21 protein-coding genes are annotated in these 18,640 nt (G+C 58.0%); 16 read left to right on the top strand and 5 right to left on the bottom strand.

Annotated features, from left to right (window positions below):
* The first annotated feature begins 154 nt into the window (after positions 1-154).
* Positions 155-1,015 carry a DNA-binding protein gene (locus E3374_RS12830; protein ID WP_089649984.1) on the top strand — a complete coding sequence of 287 codons (861 nt, stop codon included), beginning with the start codon at positions 155-157 and terminating at the stop codon, positions 1,013-1,015.
* A 187-nt stretch (positions 1,016-1,202) separates the two neighbouring features.
* Positions 1,203-2,789 (top strand): DUF2254 family protein, encoded by a 1,587-nt coding sequence (locus E3374_RS12825; RefSeq protein ID WP_136361949.1) that lies wholly within the window; start codon positions 1,203-1,205, stop codon positions 2,787-2,789.
* On the opposite strand, the gene E3374_RS12820 is transcribed toward E3374_RS12825, so the two are convergent.
* Positions 2,779-3,783, bottom strand: a complete 1,005-nt coding sequence (locus tag E3374_RS12820) for a hypothetical protein (RefSeq protein WP_136361950.1) — start codon at positions 3,781-3,783, stop codon at positions 2,779-2,781. The two genes, E3374_RS12825 and E3374_RS12820, sit on opposite strands and share 11 nt — an antisense overlap.
* A complete protein-coding gene (locus tag E3374_RS12815) occupies positions 3,780-4,322 on the bottom strand; it encodes a hypothetical protein (protein WP_136361951.1) in 543 nt (180 codons plus the stop codon). Before E3374_RS12815 ends, E3374_RS12820 begins: the two co-directional genes overlap by 4 nt.
* A 233-nt stretch (positions 4,323-4,555) precedes the next feature.
* On the opposite strand from E3374_RS12815, the gene E3374_RS12810 reads away from it, so the two are divergent.
* From E3374_RS12810 to E3374_RS12800, 3 genes are all read left to right on the top strand, one after another.
* Positions 4,556-5,482, top strand: a complete 927-nt coding sequence (locus E3374_RS12810) for a transcription initiation factor IIB (protein WP_089649928.1) — start codon at positions 4,556-4,558, stop codon at positions 5,480-5,482.
* A 90-nt stretch (positions 5,483-5,572) separates the two neighbouring features.
* Complete coding sequence (locus E3374_RS12805) at positions 5,573-6,454, top strand: biosurfactant protein 1 (protein WP_089649985.1); 882 nt, start codon at positions 5,573-5,575, stop codon at positions 6,452-6,454.
* 116 nt (positions 6,455-6,570) lie between these two features.
* The gene (locus E3374_RS12800) at positions 6,571-6,951 is read left to right on the top strand and encodes a hypothetical protein (protein WP_089649929.1); all 381 of its coding nucleotides are present in this window, start codon (positions 6,571-6,573) and stop codon (positions 6,949-6,951) included.
* 138 nt (positions 6,952-7,089) lie between these two features.
* On the opposite strand, the gene E3374_RS12795 is transcribed toward E3374_RS12800, so the two are convergent.
* Positions 7,090-7,857 (bottom strand): DUF1889 family protein, encoded by a 768-nt coding sequence (locus E3374_RS12795; RefSeq protein ID WP_089649930.1) that lies wholly within the window; start codon positions 7,855-7,857, stop codon positions 7,090-7,092.
* A gap of 106 nt (positions 7,858-7,963) precedes the next feature.
* Here E3374_RS12795 and E3374_RS12790 point away from each other — a divergent pair, with 106 nt between their 5' ends.
* On the top strand, positions 7,964-8,803 hold the full coding sequence (locus E3374_RS12790; protein WP_089649931.1) for a hypothetical protein: 840 nt from the start codon (positions 7,964-7,966) through the stop codon (positions 8,801-8,803).
* 6 nt (positions 8,804-8,809) lie between these two features.
* Here the strand turns inward: E3374_RS12790 and E3374_RS12785 are convergent, their stop codons facing one another.
* Positions 8,810-9,127 (bottom strand): hypothetical protein, encoded by a 318-nt coding sequence (locus E3374_RS12785; RefSeq protein ID WP_211194970.1) that lies wholly within the window; start codon positions 9,125-9,127, stop codon positions 8,810-8,812.
* 184 nt (positions 9,128-9,311) lie between these two features.
* Here E3374_RS12785 and E3374_RS12780 point away from each other — a divergent pair, with 184 nt between their 5' ends.
* From E3374_RS12780 to E3374_RS12735, 10 genes are all read left to right on the top strand, one after another.
* Positions 9,312-9,974: a DUF6735 family protein gene (locus E3374_RS12780; RefSeq protein WP_103992921.1), complete on the top strand. Its 663-nt coding sequence runs from the start codon at positions 9,312-9,314 to the stop codon at positions 9,972-9,974.
* 37 nt (positions 9,975-10,011) lie between these two features.
* Positions 10,012-10,296, top strand: coding sequence for a hypothetical protein (locus E3374_RS12775; RefSeq protein WP_004594503.1), 285 nt, complete (start codon positions 10,012-10,014; stop codon positions 10,294-10,296).
* 61 nt (positions 10,297-10,357) lie between these two features.
* Positions 10,358-11,107 carry a helix-turn-helix domain-containing protein gene (locus E3374_RS12770; protein ID WP_004594502.1) on the top strand — a complete coding sequence of 250 codons (750 nt, stop codon included), beginning with the start codon at positions 10,358-10,360 and terminating at the stop codon, positions 11,105-11,107.
* Between the two features lie 59 nt (positions 11,108-11,166).
* Positions 11,167-13,530, top strand: coding sequence for a heavy metal translocating P-type ATPase (locus E3374_RS12765; protein WP_011222451.1), 2,364 nt, complete (start codon positions 11,167-11,169; stop codon positions 13,528-13,530).
* A 120-nt stretch (positions 13,531-13,650) separates the two neighbouring features.
* Positions 13,651-14,073: a hypothetical protein gene (locus E3374_RS12760; protein ID WP_011222452.1), complete on the top strand. Its 423-nt coding sequence runs from the start codon at positions 13,651-13,653 to the stop codon at positions 14,071-14,073.
* A gap of 108 nt (positions 14,074-14,181) precedes the next feature.
* Complete coding sequence (locus E3374_RS12755) at positions 14,182-14,682, top strand: PX domain-containing protein (RefSeq protein ID WP_011222453.1); 501 nt, start codon at positions 14,182-14,184, stop codon at positions 14,680-14,682.
* 6 nt (positions 14,683-14,688) lie between these two features.
* Positions 14,689-15,054 (top strand): DUF7568 family protein, encoded by a 366-nt coding sequence (locus E3374_RS12750; protein ID WP_011222454.1) that lies wholly within the window; start codon positions 14,689-14,691, stop codon positions 15,052-15,054.
* Between the two features lie 72 nt (positions 15,055-15,126).
* The gene (locus E3374_RS12745; RefSeq protein ID WP_011222455.1) at positions 15,127-15,522 is read left to right on the top strand and encodes a DUF7567 family protein; all 396 of its coding nucleotides are present in this window, start codon (positions 15,127-15,129) and stop codon (positions 15,520-15,522) included.
* Between the two features lie 82 nt (positions 15,523-15,604).
* A complete protein-coding gene (locus tag E3374_RS12740; protein WP_011222456.1) occupies positions 15,605-16,189 on the top strand; it encodes a hypothetical protein in 585 nt (194 codons plus the stop codon).
* 44 nt (positions 16,190-16,233) lie between these two features.
* Entirely contained in the window at positions 16,234-17,184 is a 951-nt protein-coding gene (locus E3374_RS12735; RefSeq protein ID WP_103992922.1) for a helix-turn-helix domain-containing protein, read from the top strand.
* Positions 17,185-17,220: 36 nt separating this feature from the next.
* Here the strand turns inward: E3374_RS12735 and E3374_RS12730 are convergent, their stop codons facing one another.
* Entirely contained in the window at positions 17,221-18,585 is a 1,365-nt protein-coding gene (locus E3374_RS12730) for a restriction endonuclease (protein ID WP_011222458.1), read from the bottom strand.
* Positions 18,586-18,640: the final 55 nt, after the last annotated feature.

Genomic DNA, 18,640 nt, shown 5'->3' with positions numbered 1-18,640 from the left:
GGGCGCGCTCTCGCTCGCGCCCGGTAGGGCGCTCGCGAAGGCGCGAGCGAGAGCGCGCAGTCGGTGCTATCGGACGTCGACGTCGTCGGAAAACCGCGATGTTAGGGGCATCGCGGTGGCGGCGCGTGAGCGCCTTCAGGAGTTCAGCACTCCAATGTCTAGTAACAGCTCTAGTAGCAAGGTCGTTACGGTGGATGAACAGGCATTCGAACGAACCGAAGACGCCGGCGTCGACGAAGACGGCTTCGAGGTCGTCGACGACAAGCCGGAGTTCCGGGCGACGGTCCAGCAGGAGAAGCAGGCGAAGGTGGATTCTAACCACCCAGACGGCATCGTCCAAGACTTCTCGCATCTGCCCCTGGCGCAGGAAGAGAAGATTCGCGCCCGGGAGGCCGAACTGGAACACATCAGCGCCCAAGCGGAACTCGGCACCCAAGACGGACGGGCGAAGCGGACCCGCGAGGTCGTCACCGAACGGCGGCAGCGCAAGCGGGAGAAGCGCACCCCGGACCGGACGGATCCGCGTGAGCGCCTCTCCCGGATGGAGCTGGCGCAGGTGAACCAGGAAGCAGACCGGATCGCACAGCGGCTTCGGACCGACCACAGTCGAGCGGCTGTCTCCCGGGTGCTCGCGAGGCGGGTCGCACGGGGGCAGGACATCACCGAGGCGGTGTTCGCGACGATGGACGAACTGAAGGCGGCCCCCGGGGCCATCTGCCCGATCGAGGACGTCCCGGACGTGCCGACCGACGAGGTGAGCATCGAAGGTGAGGTGATCACGCTCTGGGATGCCAGCAACCCGAAGATCGCCCAAGTGGGCCTGATCGCGGACGACACCGGGAAAATCAAGTTCACCTCGTGGCGCAAGTCGGAGCCAGCATACGTCCAGGAAGGTGACACCGTCCGGATGCGGGCGGTCAAGAAGAACTGGTACGAGGGACGGTGTTCACTCGCCGTGACCTACGACAGTATGATCGTCTTCCCTGAACGCGACCGCCGCTGGTGGGAAGCGTAGGGGGCTAAGTACCCTCTTTTTCTGGTGAGTGCCGGACCGACCCAAGCCCCACCGCCCCGCCCACCGCTCCGTGCTCACTCCCTGCGGTCGCTGCGCGCGCAGCCACAACCGTCGGATTCACAGAATCAATGCCATAGGATTTACTGGTAGAACTAAGTAGAACCCCTATTTTACTTTCCATAGCAACGTGTCACGCAATCGTTCTCTGTTGTTTGGGATCGTCGTTGTTTCGGTGATTTCCGGCCTTCTAATTGGCTACCTCACGCGTGGTACAACACTTGATAGTCAACCGTTTGCAACTATGGCGACTGTCCAAGGAGCGTTTATTGGAATCGTGTTCTCTATCTTTGTGCTTGCATCACAGGTCAGTGCCACTCAATTCACTCCCCTAACATTAGAACAATTAAGCAAATCAAGAGGATTTGCGCTGCTACTTGGATTTTATATATTTTCTATCCTGACAGATATTTATTTAATGCAATCTCTATCTGTGCCGATTTCTCTTCCATATTTTCCTCAAGATTGGAATCTTGCCTTAGCTGTAGGAGCAGGTCTAATGACAGGTTCTCTCTTTTCTCTGCTTATAGCGCGTCAGCTGTTAGCTGAACTAACCACACCTGAGCACCTTCTTGAACGGACCGCAGATAGTGTATCCCGAGAAACCTTTCTCAGGTCAGAACAAGAAGAGGGATCTCGACCCACACCACCAGAACGAACTCCGCTATTCACAATTGAACGAATTCTAATAACCGCACATAAAAATGGAGACGAATTTACTGTTCAACAAGCAATTCATCAACTCTGGAGGGGAGTTGATAGGATTCTCACTCCGTCATCACACTTGAAGCCGGAATGCCTTGCTAATAGTCCGCCATCACACGTGGAGAACATAGATATTGAGCTGCTCTTAGATCATTGGTCAACTGCTGTAACATATGGCACGAAAGGAACCCAAGAAAGAGTACAACAGACCATAACAGCCCATCGCTATATCTTAGAGACGCTCATCAGAGCAGAAAGAGTTCCAGAGGCGATTGAAGAACTATCGAATCTATATGAACTAGCGATTGCATCACTTGATCAGAGTGGTAATAATTCGATCCTTTCGGAATACCAGGCGCTATCGTCGACTATCGCAGATCATGAGAGTTCAGAGTTACTGTCGAGAATCATTACACACCACGCAGAATTTGTTGAGATGGAGGTAGGAGCATTACAAGCGGCAGGGGGCTCGGAATTAGACGGACTGGATGATGTATTACTCTCAGATATACTATGTAATTATATTGAACTCCTTGAAGATGTATGGGAATCAGAATTGTCCAGCTCCACAAACAGACAGCGAACGGATTTAATTATAAATCAAATGACTTCAGATTTGGAATCCATTTTTGAGACCTTTGATGAGCACCCAAACCCCGGCCCGCATAAACAAACCCTTCTGACCGAGCTCCAAGATAGATTAATCCATGCTTCATCTACTATCAGTACAAATGCAGAACAACCGATAGAACGATATATAACATTAGTCGCGGAGGTGTCTCTTTCCTTAGATCGAGATCCCGATACAGTTGCAAGATCACTCAATAAAAAAGTGAAAAACGATAGTGATCGACAGAGAGTACTGAATCAGCAACTGAAAAACTGGTCATCTAAGGACACCTATCAAAGTGAATTCGAAGTTCTTGCTATCAATAAAGAGGAGATAACTGAGTTTGTTGAATCTATCGCAACAGAGATATCATCATTAGAAGCTGAAACTACTACAGAGTAGCGGTTGCGCTCATATCCTCATACACGTCTTTGTTCGACCTGAAGTAAAGTTCAGACTCGTCCTCAATATCCCCTTCCTTCTCTAGAATATCATTGCGGACGAGGAAATCAAGCTTATCTCGCAGTTCAAACTTATGATACCTTGCTGATGAACCATACCAATCGATCATATTTTCCTGAATACTCTCGATATCTAGATGAAGATCTGGATCATTGACCTCAAGCGCTGCCACATAGTATCCATTAGCAAATTTGGGGAGATGTCTGAGAATTCCCAGTTGGAGGTCCCGACTTAGTCGATCAAACCCTTGCTCAATTACTTCACCAAGTATTTTCTTATTGAAATCTTCACCCTGGACCTCTCCCAAATCATACTTCTCAAGTGGCCGCCTCGGGTGAAGGTCACCATCACGGAGTTCAATAAACCCAAGTTCTTCAAGAGTCCGAACGTACTGTAGAGTCTTATCACCCTTCTTGTCCTGGGCTTTCCGGACTTCCGAGAACGGAACAGGATGATATAATCGAGTCCATCTGAGAATCTGTTTGATCGGGTTGAGCTGATTTTCTACGGCTGGAGTCGTTGCAATTTTCTCATATGTTGCCCGTGCCATCGCTTGGTCAAGTTCATTACGTAGGTTTTCCTGAGCATCCGAAAATCCCTGCTCAACAGACGAGCGCGAAGGGAGTTCGATATAATAGAATTCGCCATCACGTTCGCCCGAGAGTTCTGCGATATCATCAAGTGATATATATTTAATTACACGTTCGCGATTTGGTCGACAGTCACTGACGTCTTTTGGGAACGTGTTCCCAATAGAGATGGCAAGTGAACCAGTATCTGCAATATAGAAATCAGATAGATAGGTTCCACTACCATAGACCTGCTGAAGTCGTCTTTCAACGCTATTACGAAGGGACTCGTAATCATCCGTGAAGGGGACAGTAATCCCTTCTGGAATGATTCGCCCCTCGCTTTGGTTTGAGTCAGTACTCATGCATTGAACCTAGCCAGTCGACTCTGCTCAGTTTCTTCCACCCATAGAGTACTAGTTGTTTCGGATCGCCCTTTCCAAGCACTAACGAACTTTTGTTTATCTATTTCTGATGTCTCAATACCACTCAACTGGTCGTGATTGACCTTACCGTATCGAAGAGGGTCATAGTACAGGACTGACTCATGATTCACTGTAAGAACTAAAACCCTGAGCTTCCGCGCACGTCCCTGACCTGATGGCTGGACATCGTATCCATCTGGGTCGTATTTTTCCATCGCAAGCTCAGTAGCAGGATAAGAGCATCCAGGATCATCGATTATATCACCTAACTCTGATATTTTGAGACCCTCCTCATATCGGGCTTCAAACGGATAATCACTCAATTCCGCTGAGAGACGATGTTCAATATCAAGTGTAACTGGTCCAATTGAACGTTGATCACACAAATCAAAGATGGTTCGTTTTCCGATATTGACTCCATCCGGAACATTAGGGCGGTTTGAGAGTTCCTGAAGCATATTCCAGATAACATTAGGCATATCATCCCCCAACCCGCTCTGAGCGTTAAACGGAGAAACTGTAGTCTCCGCCTGAGTTCGATCTTGGTCGGAAAGCGTCATCTCTTGATTAAAAATATCGTTATAACAGGAGGTACATTAGTCTACTCCTGCCAGAACAGGATCTTGGCCAGTGTGAATCGTCTCTGTCGTTCAGCCCCAAAATTGGTGAGGGGCTCACTGTAACGGAGAGCTCCCGAAAATCGGTGAGAACGATGGCTATTAGAGACATCTATGAGACTGGATTCGATGAGGACGTCCAGACGAAGTCATGCGGGAACCAGTGCCCCGAGTGCAACGGGCACGTCACCACGAATGTCAAGGAAACCGTCTGCGAGGACTGTGGCCTCGTCATCGAAGAGCAACGCCTCGATCACGGGCCGGAGTGGCGGGCGTACGATGAGGACGAGCGGGAACGGACGGGCGCTCCGCTGACAGCAGCACGTCACGACCGAGGGCTCTCGACCGAGATCGGGCGCGGAACAGATGCGAACGGGAACGAACTCTCCGCACAGAAGCGCCGGCGACTCGCCCGGATGCGACGTGAACAGACCCGCGGCCGGTGGCGGTCGAAGGCCGAACAGAACCTCGCCCACGGACTCGGCGAGGTGCGACGTCTCGCGAGCGCACTCGATCTCTCCGATACACTTCGCGACCAGGCGTGCCAGCTCTTCCGGAGCGCTCAGAACGAGGATCTGCTCCGTGGCAGATCCATCGAGGCGATCGCCGCAGCCAGCGTCTACGGGGCCTGCCGATGTAACGGCCGGTCGCAACTCCTCGACGACATCGTGGGGGTCGCGAAGGTCGGGGAATCACGGGTGACGAACGCCTACAAGACACTCAACGAGGAACTGGGACTCCCGGCCAAACCTGCGACGCCAACGATGTACATTCCGCGGCTCGCATCCGACCTCAACTGTCCGGAGCAAATCCGACGTCGAGCGCGAGCACTTGCCGAAGCGGCTGAGGACGCCGGCGTGACGACCGGCGTCCATCCCGCCGGCTTCGCTGCGGCCTGTCTCTACAGGGCCGGACAGGAGGCGGGTCGCTGGCTGACCCAAACTGAGATTGCCGAGGTGGCCAACACGTCGACGGCGACCGTCAGGAACCACCGAGACACGCTCGAAGAACAAGTCGTCTAATTTAGAGGCCGACCAATTAGGAGCTTGCTCGCTTTTTGTCGGCCTATCATTTAAACCGGAAAACGGGAAATGCTCTCTGTAGATCCCTCTATGACCGGCCGCGACTACGATTTCGAGGAACTACGTCCGCTTGGTGAGGCGTCCCGGACGCCCGATCATCAGCTGGACGAGCGCTCCAACGCCGACCCTCGTCGACAGCGGCGTGCGTCGGTCGAGACAGGTTACCCTGAGCATCAAACCGACGACAAGGCAGAGTGCCGATCTTGTGGGGCCCCGATACCGGCGTCACAGACGAAATGCCGGTTCTGTCTCACCAACCACCTCGGCGACTCCGACACCCCCACAACGGAGACCAGCCAAGAAGCAACACTCGAGGGATTCGTGTTCGCGCTCGTCGAGTCATCGACGTTCTACGGTGCTGTCGCGAAGGGGGCAGCCGCCGGGAATCTGCTCGTCAACAGCGAGACCGAGGACATCACCGAGCATCGACTCATCTACGACCTCACGGAGGAACCTGCATCGCAGCTGGTCGATCAGTGGCCGTCGCTACCGGACGCGACGAAGGTCACCTCAGAAGCCGGGGAGCATCTGCTTGCGGCTATCCGAGACCGGATGAGTGGCCAGGGGCGTTCAGCGTTCACAGGGGCGCAGGGGGTCAAGGCGTGCCTCTACGACGAGAGTGGAGATGCCCTCCGGACTGAATCATATCTCGATACGATGCTCGAGACAGCTGATGACCCGATGTGGCTGGTCCCGGGAATCGCACTCCAAGAATCAAACGGGGATAGCGATCAGGACGGGCAGCCATCTAACATCCCGACACGAGTCCGGCTCGAGTGTCACCACTGCGATTCCGAAACAGGGCATCGGTTCACCACCTACGAATCGCTACCTGACGACACCTGGTCGGGGCAACCAATCTGGGAGTGTCGAGAGTGTGGGACGTGTCGCTACGGGCCGGAACCGCAGTAGGTTCGCTCGTCGGTTAACGAACAGTCTCGGCTCGATTGGGTAGGGTGTTGGTTAACGCTGGAGAGTAGTCTATCTCCCCCCGGGGAGGGGTGCGGGGATTCACCCCGACTGAACCAATGGCTACGCTCCAAGCTGCGACGACCTCGACCGGTGCAATCGTATCGGATCCACAGGCTGTGCGCGAGCTCTGTGAGAGCTACTGTTTCGGGACCCTCAACTGGGAAGTCACTGACGACGGCGAACTCACGATCTGGGGCTACGACGACTTCGAAGTCTACGAGGCCCGGGAGAACGGGCTCCCTGACTACGACGGCGGAATCGTGACCCACGAGTTCTTGCGAGAACTCGCAACCCATCTCGAAGCCGGCGAGGAGCTCGACATCCAGACGGCCGGGTTCACCAAGTGTCGCTTCCCGGTGCTGGCGAAGCGGTACGTTGTTCGCGACGACGCGGTCCTCCACGCGGACCTCAGTTCCCCCGAGCCGATCGGCGAGTAGCAGTAGTTTCCGATACTGTTTCTTTATTTAGAGTGAGAGCTGAAACAGCTGGTCAGTACAGAGCATAGATGCATCAGAGCGGTCACTACAGGGACGTGAGCAAACGGAGTGAAAACGATCTCCGGCAGTTATATTGGATTAATTAACATTTGCGGCGTCTTTCCACTGGTTCATAATGTCGTTGCTAAGACGGCCAGAGTCGTACTGGAAGCGTTTCCCCGTTTGGACACCTTCGGCGACCTCTTTTACGTCATCGGCATAATCCGGGTCCCAGCCTTTTTCAGCGACTAACCAGGCTCTGATTGCTTCAGGATCGAAGCTGATGCCGTTGCTATGGAGGGTTTTGAAGATCTCGATACAGGTAGCACGATCTGACGAATGCGTGATCCCAGTCGAGGTGTTGACCAATGCATCGAGCGTGTCGACAGCTTCCTTGGCGACCGGATTATCGATTTCTGGTGCATCGCCACTCGCATCTGATTGGAGTGCTGACGCGCCCCAGGTATCGATCCAGAACTGGACGGTGTCCTTCGACCAAGGCACGACGAGCACATCGGTCACACCATACATTCCGTCAATCTTGTCCAGCAGGTCTTTGTCTGGGTAGATAGCGAGGACAGGACCGCTTTGCCACCCCGATGGATCAATCCGTTTCGTCATCAGCTGGATCTCTGCTTCACCGACGCCGACCGGCTTCTTTTTATTCAACGCCTTTGCTGCCTGGTCACCGATCACAGTAGATACGACACCGTCCAGCTGCTTTTTCGTGTTTACTGCCAAGACAGCATCTCGTTTCTCTTCATGCTGCTCACCGAGCTGTTGCACCCACGCGAAGGCCAGTTCGACAGCCTCCTCATTTGGCCCCTCGGAATCGATGAACCAAGATGTCCTGTCGTTTTGACTCATAATTCGGTACTTCTCAGCAACTCTTGAAAAATCAGGTGGGTATGTCTGATTGAGGCTGCTCTCCTACGACTTATAATACTGGTCTGTGAATACTTGCAGTGATAGGATGTCGGTTGGGCAGTACGTGACTGAGCGGTTCATCGGGAAGCTCATCCTTGCCTGGCTTGCTGCCTTGATTCTCGCAGGAATCGGAACCGTCTATACACCTTTTTCGCTCGTGGAGATTGCTGGTGTGATCGGTATGTTAGGCACTCTGGGTATTCTAGCGATCCAAGTCCACAACACGTCGAACAATAGAGTCGAGCCGGAGGATGCTGGCGAGTACGTGGACGGGACTGAGCGGTCCGATACCAGTGACGATGTGGTGAATGGGGATGGAGATGGGGCATCGACGGAGTATGACGTAGGTGCGACAGAGGGGTTATCGGCGACCGAGCGGCGGGTCCAGAATGAATTGATCCGTGAGTCATATCGTAGATTTACAGAGCAGCCGTTTACGTTCTGGCCGAGTCCACAAGGTGAAAGGCTACGCAGCTATCTCAACGATGAATTCGAGGACGTTGATGAGGACGTGATCGATAAGGTGTGGCGGTTCTCAAAGGATGATGGGTTCTTCAAGCGGCGGCCAGGGAAGCGGTCACTGACGATTACACCGACGACGCTGTGGCGAGCAAAAGAGTTGGGTGAGGAACTCTTGTTGGATGACGCGGTTCAGGATGAAATCCTGGACGTGTTACTCCAGTCATACCGATCGGATCCTACCTATCCACAGGTTGATCGTGACGAGTTGATTGAGGCAGTTGGCCGGTCGTCAGACGTCGTAGATCATAACCTCTGGTTGCTCCGAGAGAAAGGATACGTCGAGACACAAGCCTACATCAATTCGAGTGACGGCGGGTACAGTGAGGCGGAGATCACCAAGCTCGGGCGGCAGGTCAGTCAGTAACCCACTTCAGTTAAATTGACGTTCAAGGAACCGCTGAGCCGCAGTCTGAGACATAACTTCCCACGATGGGAAATCCGTGTGCTCGTCGACATAGGTATCGAACTCATCCTCCGGGATGGCCTCGAAATCGTCCTCGTCCTCAACATCCCATTGACTTGCCTCAAGCAACGCTTCGAAAGAGTCGAATTCTGTGTACAGCTGTATGAACTCCTCTGTGAACAATTGCTCGAACGGGATCTCATTCTGCTCGTTCATCCGGAGCCCTGACTGCTCCTCTAACGCCTTCTCTATGTTCTTCTTGAACTCGCCGGCGTCAATATCCATACACGCATTTACACTGACTTCGTTCAAATAACTAAGCAATTCTACTTGCCGATTTAGCCGCCCCGATTTCACTACTCATCCCGAATAAAGAACCCTCGCTGGCAACTCCTGGTAGCGTTGTTCGTCCCCCGGGAGGGTTGCGGGGCGATCCAGTCGTGGGTCGCCCTGCGAGGTGAGTGTTCAAATGGGACACCGCGCACTCGTTGCGTACGAACGCACAGACGGACAGTATACGCTTCACTACTCTCATTGGGGTGCTGCGAACCTGAAGCTCAAACACCGGATTTCGGCTGAGTCGCCGTTCGGTGGCGACGAGACCGACTCCAAGTGGGCGAAACAGCTGCTGGCGGAACTGGCCGATGGCCTCGAGGCAGATGCCGTCGACGGCTACCTCGCCGGCGAGGACCGACCGTCGACGGTCGTCGAGCCGAAGCCCCGCGCCACCGGGCTCACGCTCGAGGAGATCATCACCGACCATCTCGACTACCTCCATCACGAGGCGTTCTACGTGGTATCGCCGACCTTCGAGGTGACCGCCTACCGGACGCTGTGGTTCGGCCTGCAGTATGACTCGGAGACATTCGACCACGGTGAGACGGTCGGGAACGGCGCGCTCGCGACCGTCCGATGGCACGACGGCGAGCCGGTCGGCGACGGGCACCTGAAGGGACAGTTCCAGGCACTGAAGGACGTCGTCGGCGATATGGTCGACAAGGGTGTGTTCACCCAGTCGACCGCTCGCCAGTACCTCACACAGAAGCTCGGCGAGTGGGTCGGCGAGCGCCAGGAACTGCGCATCCCTGGTGGTGAATCACCGTCGAAAACTGCGTCAGTCGACCGATTATAACGCCAATCCCTTTCTGAGTCCCCACGAACGTCTGGATATGTCAGATCGGGCTGATGACGAGGTGCGAGTATGGCTCGTCGAACGTACCTACTCCGATGATGAACAGAACCTAATCATCCTCACCTACGCGACACCCGACGGCAAACAGTATTATCGGAAAGAGCGGGCACTCACGTCCTTCACCGATATTCGAGATACGACAGCGGCAGTCGATGCGGGGCCCGGCAATCTCGGCACGGTTGATGACCCCGATCTCCAGGACCAATACGCGGCCGAAGCGCAGCGAATGCAGGAGGTCCACGACCCGAACGACGTGATCTGATGCTCACCAGTAGACGTAGTCCCGTGCCATTGGTTATGTCGGAGGAGGCCGTAGACGGGGTATGCGCGAACTCGTCTTCGCCCTCGAATACGAGCCGGGGTGCAATAGGGTGGCGGATGCCCTTGCCGACTACCCCGACGCCCGTGTCCGCTCGCTTTCGTTGCACGCGACTGCCGACCAACTTTGGCGAGTCGACCATGCCACCGGCACTCCGGACGCACTCGACGCCATCGAGGACGCGTTTCGAAACAGCGACTACTACGCCGACTGTCTCGCCACCGAGGACTGCGGCGCCACCCAGACCACCCGCGTCCTTGACCGCACGGACGACACGCTCGTCCTCTACTCCGACTGGGAGCGAACCCCCACCTGCGCCTCGGTTCCCCACATCGCCCGCGACCATCTCGGGGACGGCGTGCTGTTCGAGACCCGTCATGAGGGCCGCCACTACACGTGGCGACTCATCCACTCGGGCGACGGCGACGTGGCGGCATTCTTCGACTCCCTCGAGGTTGCCGTCGAAGAATGCGCTCAGATGGAGATGCTCCGCACCGCGGACACGACGACAGCAGCTGGAGGAAGCGACGAAACACCGAGCGGATTACCCCCGGCGCAGGAAGCCGCCCTCCAAGCCGCCGTCGAACACGGCTACTACGAGTCGCCCCGCGAGGTCGATGTCGGCGAGTTGGCCGAGCATCTCGACGTGCCTCGGTCAACACTTACCTACCGGCTCCGTCGGGCGGAAGAACATTTGGCGAAGCAACACGTCGCCGGCGAGCGGGTAGCGGAAGAACGGCTGGCATCGCACTGACACCGCGGTTGGAATATTCCAACAAAGACATATCGAACTCCCGCTCCTACCGTGAGGTGATGACAGAGAATTCCGATGTGGATACAGCGGGACCACCGAACGGCGGCGGGCAGCGGGAGTTGACTGCCCGTCTCACGGTCCCCGAGATGGACTGTCCGTCGTGTGCGCAAAAAGTCGACAAGAGCCTCCAGCGCGTCGACGGCGTCGTTGAGGCCACGCTCCAGCCGACCACCGGGACAGCTACCATCAAGTACGATCCGGACCGGACTACCAAAGCCGACGTCGTCGCGGCGATCGAAGCCGCCGGCTATGACGTGATCGGCGGAGCAGACGACGAAACCGACGAGTCTGCCGACGGCGTCGATATCGCGCCACCTTCGGAGGTCTGGACGAGTTCTCGCGCGAAGAAGACGTGGCTCGGCGCAGCGTTCGTCATCCTTGGTCTAGTCTTCGAGTTCCTTCTCACCGGCCAGAACGTCGCGATAGCGAGCATCCTCGACTACCCGCTACACATCGCAGATGTCCTGTTCCTCGGTGCCGTCGCGGCCAGTGGCATCCCGGTCGTCCGCAGCGGGTACTACTCCGCGAAGAACCGAAGCCTCGACATCGACCTCCTGATGGGGACAGCGATCATCGCCGCAACCGGCATCGGCTACTTCGTCGAGGCCGCGACGCTGGCCGTCCTGTTCAGCATCGCCGAACTGCTCGAGGACTATGCGATGGACAGGGCACGGGATTCTCTGCGCGAGCTGATGGAACTCTCGCCCGACGAGGCGACCGTCCGTCGCGATGGTGAGGAAGTGACCGTTTCCGTCGAGGAGGTCGACGTTGGCGAGACCGTCGTCGTCCGCCCTGGCGACAAGATTCCGCTCGACGGGACGGTCATCGAAGGCGAGAGTGCAGTCGACCAGTCGCCGATCACGGGCGAGAGCGTCCCCGTCGACAAGACCACCGGCGACGAGGTGTACGCCGGCGCGATCAACGAAGAGGGGTACCTCGAGGTAGAGGTCACCTCGACCGCTGGCGATTCGACGCTCTCGCGTATTATCGAAATGGTACAGGGCGCACAGGCGAAGAAGACCGAGTCTGAGCAGTTCGTCGACAGCTTCTCCGGCTACTACACACCCCTCGTCGTCGTGCTGGCAATCCTGACCGCCGCTATCCCGCCGCTGGTTATCGCTGATCCGGTGGCGGTGGACCTAGCCGGTTACGGGTTCACCTTCGCGGGCGACTGGCAGACGTGGTTCATCCGTGGGCTCACGCTGCTGGTGATCGCCTGCCCGTGTGCGTTCGTCATCTCCACACCCGTCTCGGTGGTGTCGGGCATCACGAGCGCCGCGAAGAACGGCGTCCTGATCAAGGGCGGAAATTACCTGGAAGCGATGGGCGAGGTCGACGCCGTCGCCGTCGACAAGACCGGGACGCTCACCAAGGGCGAACTCGCCGTCACCGACGTCGTTCCGGTGGGTGACACTACGGAGGACGATCTGCTCCGTCGCGCCGCTGGGCTGGAGCAGCGCAGTGAGCATCCCATTGCTACGGCGATTCTCGCCCGTGCTGAGGAGGCGGGCGTGGGCAACCTGCCCGACCCGACGGGTTTCGAGAGCCTCACTGGGAAGGGCATCCGCGGCGAGATCGGCGGCGAGACGTACTATGCGGGCAAGCCCGCGCTCTTCGAGGAACTGGGCTTCGACCTCGCTCGGGCACGCCGCGAGACGGACGGCGGCGTTATGACGGAAGAGGCGACCGAGGGCGAGAACGGGGCGTTCGCCGAGGATGCCCTCTCCGCGCTGGAGCGGGAGGGCAAGACTGTCGTTATCGTCGGGACGGAGTCGAAACTGCTGGGTGCGATCGCCATCGCCGACGAGGTTCGCCCGGCCTCGAAGCGGGCCGTCGAACGCCTGCACGAGCTGGGCGTCGAGCGCGTGGTGATGCTCACCGGCGACAACGAGGGCACCGCCCGCGCAATCGCCGAGCAGGTCGGGGTCGATGAGTATCGCGCCGAACTCCTGCCCGACGAGAAGGTCGACGCTGTCGAGGAGTTACAGGCAGAGTACGGTGATGTCGCGATGGTCGGTGACGGCATCAACGACGCGCCCGCGCTCGCCACCGCGGAGGTCGGCATCGCGATGGGCGCGGCCGGCACCGACACCGCTCTCGAGACGGCCGATATTGCGTTGATGGGCGACGACGTCGGGAAACTCCCGTACCTGTACGACCTGTCGCATACGGCCAACGGGGTGATCCGGCAGAACATCTGGGCGAGTCTCGGCGTGAAGTTCCTGCTCGCGCTGGGCGTGCCACTGGGGCTGGTCAGCGTTGCGTTGGCGGTCGTTGTCGGTGATATGGGGATGAGCCTCGGTGTCACCGGGAACGCGATGCGGTTGTCGCGAATCGAGCCCGATCGGTTCTCCGACACCTGACTCTGCGGCGGGAAGTGCGGGCAGGACGCTCCTCTTTCGCGACTTTCCTGCGCTCTATCGAGACAATTTGCAGTTTGTCTGGGGCAGTAGAGACTGAGCCCCACCGCAGGCTCTGATTTGATGCCCGAGAATCCAGACGACGATCCACTCCACGATTGCGAGTTAAGTCCCGACGCAGTCCTCGGGACGCGCACCTTCCACGATGTCCTGTTCACTGACGATACCGAGACGCCGGTAAACGTGCTCACCGGCGAGACACCCGCACATTCGCAGGCGACCGTCGAGGAAGCGAAGGCGTTCGCTACGAGTATCGATACGGACACACCACAAATCGCGCTCCCGGCCTCTGTCGAGACGCAGATCGAAACCCAGAGCCAACCCTACACGGCGGCCGCGTTCTTCCACTTCAAGGCGACCGGGTCGCTCGAACTGCACCGTGCCTACCACGCCGCCTACGACTCCGACGCGTTCAGCACCGACTTCGAGGCCGACTACGAGTCGGGCGACCTGACGATCACCGTCGAGCAGACTGCCGATTCCTGAACGCGGTCTCCCGAAGCGAGGTTTTTCGAGCGCCGGCGATGGGTGCCGGCGCACCGAGCAGACAGCGCCGAGCGGCGCCCGGTGAGTCGGCACTCCGAGGTGAACCAGATGCATATGGTCATCTACGCGCTGGTGGAAGCACCGACACAGCACGACGCCCTGGTCGAGGGGAAAGCAGTCTTCGACCGTCTCGTCGGCGCGAATCCCCACGGCTGCGCCGTGTTTGATTACTACGTCACGTTCGATGAAGACGACACGACGGTCGCCGGGAAGGCCCGCTGGGGTGACCTGCCGACGGCGGCCCCCATCAACTCAGAGGAGGGCGGTGAACTGCTCGACCGGGCTTGGAAGGCCACGAAAGAGGAGTTTCAGCGGAATCTCGACCGCGTGAAGGAGGCGCTCGACGAGCTCAGCGACGAGGCGATCATGCGCGACGAGGACCTCGCCCGCCACGCGTTCCACCAGGTCGGCGCGTACGAAGGGCCCTCAATCCCGATGTACGACCAGCACGCCCAGGGGATTCGGCATCGAGGCCAGCTCGACCGAGTCCTCGAGGAAGACGAGGACAGCCAGACGCTCTGGATCGTCCCCGCAGACGTTCATTTCTGACCAACGATGCCACGAATCACCAACTGGTCACGAGAGAGTCGCTCACCAACACTCGCGTATCGAAACACCGAGACTGGAGCGCGAGCTGTTCTACACCGGGCGCCGGATTCATACCGGTACAAGTGGCGCGGAGCGATCCTCGTCGACGGCTACCCGATCTGGTCGCGAGGCTTCGAGACGAAGGAGGCGACAACGTTCCGGGATGCGCTTCGGGAGCGGCCAGCGCCCGAACTGAACTGTCCGGAGTGTCCAAACGACGACGTCCTCGTCGGTGAGAAGACAGCTGATGGAGCGACGGTACAGCGCTGGTACGACTGTCCGGACTGTGGGTACGAAGCCCCCTCGCGCATCGTCTACGGCCCTGAACGCTGAGGACGTACACACGCAGGGTGTTTTTCGGCCGGGGCGGAGAGAGTGACCCGGTCGAACCGGGTCGGTCCAACAATGAGTCTCGAAGTACTCGACCGACACAGCGAGGCACTGTTCGAGTTCCTCTGGTGTCCCGTCTGCGGGCAGGAAGTGTTCACCCACATTCCCTTCGAGGGAGTGTTCTGCAAGAACTGTAACACGCAGGTCGTCCTCCAAGAGTCTCGAGAAGACCGTGGCTACGAGGAGGCTGTGCTCGCGTGCTTCGACACCGACTCAACGTGGAACCTTCACGTCGACGAGAAGCTCCGCCGCGACCTGCCTGACGGCTCGGCACGGGCAAAAATCCTCGGTGCACCGGGTGCCTATGAGATCGACTGGTGGAGTCCAGCACCTGGGGAGGATTGGGAGCCGGTCGAGCGTGGTGAATTCGACGACGTGGAGGAACCAGACGAGGTGTCACATCTCGCGTAGCGGATTGCAATCCCGCTACGACTGTGTGGTGTTGTTTCAGCGCCGGCGATGGGTGCCGGCGCACACGCGCCGGCGAGTACCGATGTCGACACGGAGCCAACTCCGATTCGTCCAACGAGTCGAACAGACCGGTGAGACAGATGGCAGCGCCGACCGCGTCGCGCAGGTGTACCGGCATTCGGACGGGTATCCCGGGAGCGTCCTCCGGGATCTCGCACAACTGAAAGAGCTTCTCGATGCGACCCGCGCAGAGCGGGGACCGGGCTACACGGCGGCGACCTTCGTGTTCCTCGACAAGCTCTCGACGGTCGACCTCTACCTGGATGGCGACCCAGAGCGAACGATCGACGCGGCTCAGCCAGCGGATCTCCTCGAGCCGTCCAATATGGAGCACCTGGACCAGCCGCTGTTCCTGCTGGGCCACGGCGTCGAGAATCCGGCCGACGGCATCCACGGCGACGAGGAGTACCTCTACGTCGTCGAACTCCCGACGGAGAACCCGTTCGACGAGCCGACCGAGTGGACAGTCAAAGTGAGCGGTCACTCCGCGTTCCCCCGCTGGGACGGCCCGACCGACGAGGCCTTCGAGCAGGCGAGCTGGCAGTTCCACGGGTCGCTCGAGGACGCGCTCGCAGAACTGGTCCGGGACGAAGCAGTCGTCAAGTAAAATCCCAAATCGTATTTATATAGTTAGGGTTTAGAAAGACCCAGATGATTTCGAAGGCCGGACTCGCCGTGCTTGACGCGCTGAGTACCGGCCGTGAAGCAACACCGGCGGAACTCGCGGCCGAAACCGGATATTCACGAGAACATCTGTACGACGTACTCAACGAATTGCTCGCAGCGGGATTGCTCACAGAAACCCGTGGGTCCAGCAATCAGCGTCGTGTCCGCATCGCGGAACATCCAGTTACCGAAGCGTATCGAACGCTGCAGTCGGAGTTCAGCCACGTAGACTGGACGGAACTGCTCTCCCCAGCCACACTCCGCGTGTGTTGGTATCTCGATAGACCACGACACATCGCTGGTATCGCAGACCGGCTCGGAATCACTCGACAAGGTGTCCACAGCGCGTTATCACCGCTCAAGCACCGAGCACTACTCTCCAGATCTGATTCGAAGTACGCCCTTCATGACGAAGTCTCGCCGCTGTTGGCGTTCGCCCGGGCTACTGTAGAGCACGAACATCGAGCCCGAGTCCGGGAAATCGCTCCCAGTGCCACGATCGCGTGGTGCGATCCGAAGCGAGCACTCGTTCGCCTGCAGACCGACGAGGATACGGACGCACTCCAAGCAGCTCCGGACTGGGAGATGACCGGACTGGGTCGGTTTACAGCGTATGGTCTACAGTTTTTCCTCGCCGGCGAGCCTCCGTTCTGGTATGCTCCGGACGAAGACCTAACGCCTGCTGAAGTCGTATGCCATACGCTCCTTCTGGATAGCGGATCTAGGCGGGTCAGCTATTCGATGCTGCTGATCGAGGCGGAGGATATCGATCAGGAGACACTCGTCGAGACCGCACAGTGGTACGACCTGGAACCCACTGTGAAAGCGTTGTATCGGCCACTTCAGGGCGACTTCGACAGAACAGATGATCTGCCAGTCATCCTCCCAAAAAAGAACGAATATATGGCACTCAAAGACCAGTACGGAGTCGCGTAACACCAACCACGCAGTCTGGCGGAAAATTTCGATGGGTTAGATGATGCCGCCGATCACGAGTAGTCCGACGACGAGCAGCAGCGTCGCAACCACGCTCCCTCCAGCAAGCAGCTTGTTCTCCATCGCCTTCTCGTGGAGGGGCATCTCGGCGTACTCCTTGCGGAACGCGTCGAGGTTCTCCTCGTCGTAGAAGTACTTCCTCTTCAGCGCGAACCGTTCGGTCACCGCACAGCCGGTACAGACCGGCTCCCCTTCGAGCCGTTCGGTCTTGATGTGGGTGTCGCAGGCGATCGCCCCGCAGTTCGGACAGTAGGTGTACGTCTCGTCGACGCCGCTCGTTTCGCAGTGGACGCAGCGATGAATCCCGTCCTCCAGAGTGACCCGTGAGGGGCCAGCAGCATAGTATTCGTACGGATACGAGTACTCCAGTATCTCTGTCGTCTGCCGAACCTCAGGTAGATACACCGGCTCAATCGATTGCACTGAGATGTCCGAGAGATTCGGCTCACAGGTCTTGTTGTACGTGACGTTATTGTCGCCGGTGTAGGTCACCGTCGTCGTGTGGTAATCCTGGAGGCGGTCAACAGCCCACTCCTTGTACTCCGTTTGGGTCTGGCCGAACCGTCGTTCGTCGACGTCGTCGAATACCTCGGTAAACTGCCCGGTATCGAGGGGGACCGTCGCGTGGAAGTTCTCGGTGACCAGCGTCGCGACTTCGTCGTCGGCCACCTTCGGATGGCCGCGCTCAGCGTGGACAACGAACTGTGTGCGGTCGTTGATCCGGTGGATGACACCGACTGAGGTCTCGAAGACAGAGTTCGTGTCGGCGGTGATCGCAACCACTGGTCGGAACGTCACTTGCGAGTGCGGCACCGGCAGATCCGCGGCCTCGATGTTCTCAATGTCGCGGAACGCCTCCTGGACAGGTGCGTCGACATCCGCCGCCGGATCGTACGGTCGGAGCGTCTCGTCACAGAGGATCTCGATGCGCCCGTTGTAGAGATCGAGACCGATTTCGTCGGCGATCTCCCGAAGGTCCTCGCCGTCGATCAGCTCGATGGGATAGGGATCGTCGTTCCGCTGGAGCCGGTCAGCGTACTCCTCGGCAGGGTTCGTAAATCGACCTGTGGTGGCGACCATCCCTCGCTTCGGGCCGTCGAAGTCGAACGTCGCGATGGCCGAGTGCAGCTTCTGGACGACCGGCCGGCCGACCGTCCCGGTGTGCTTGCACTCGACGATGATCGCCCGTCGCGTGCCGTCGACGATCTCCTCCATGATGACGTCGCGCCCCTCGTCGGCCGTCCGCTCGGCCTGGCGGACGTTTTCGTAGCCGAGGTTCCGGAAGACGTCCTCCATCAAGTCCTCGAACTCGAATCCCGAGAGGTCGTCCAGTACAGCCATCCGAATGTAATTGGACAGTATCTTGCTATGACTATATACGTTGCCGACGGTGGCG

Origin of the sequence: Halorhabdus amylolytica (assembly GCF_004944975.1) — an archaeon.
Taxonomy (GTDB): Archaea; Halobacteriota; Halobacteria; order Halobacteriales; family Haloarculaceae; genus Halorhabdus; species Halorhabdus amylolytica.
The sequence above is the reverse complement of the archived record's forward strand: the minus strand, read 5'-3'. Positions and strand labels throughout refer to the sequence as shown.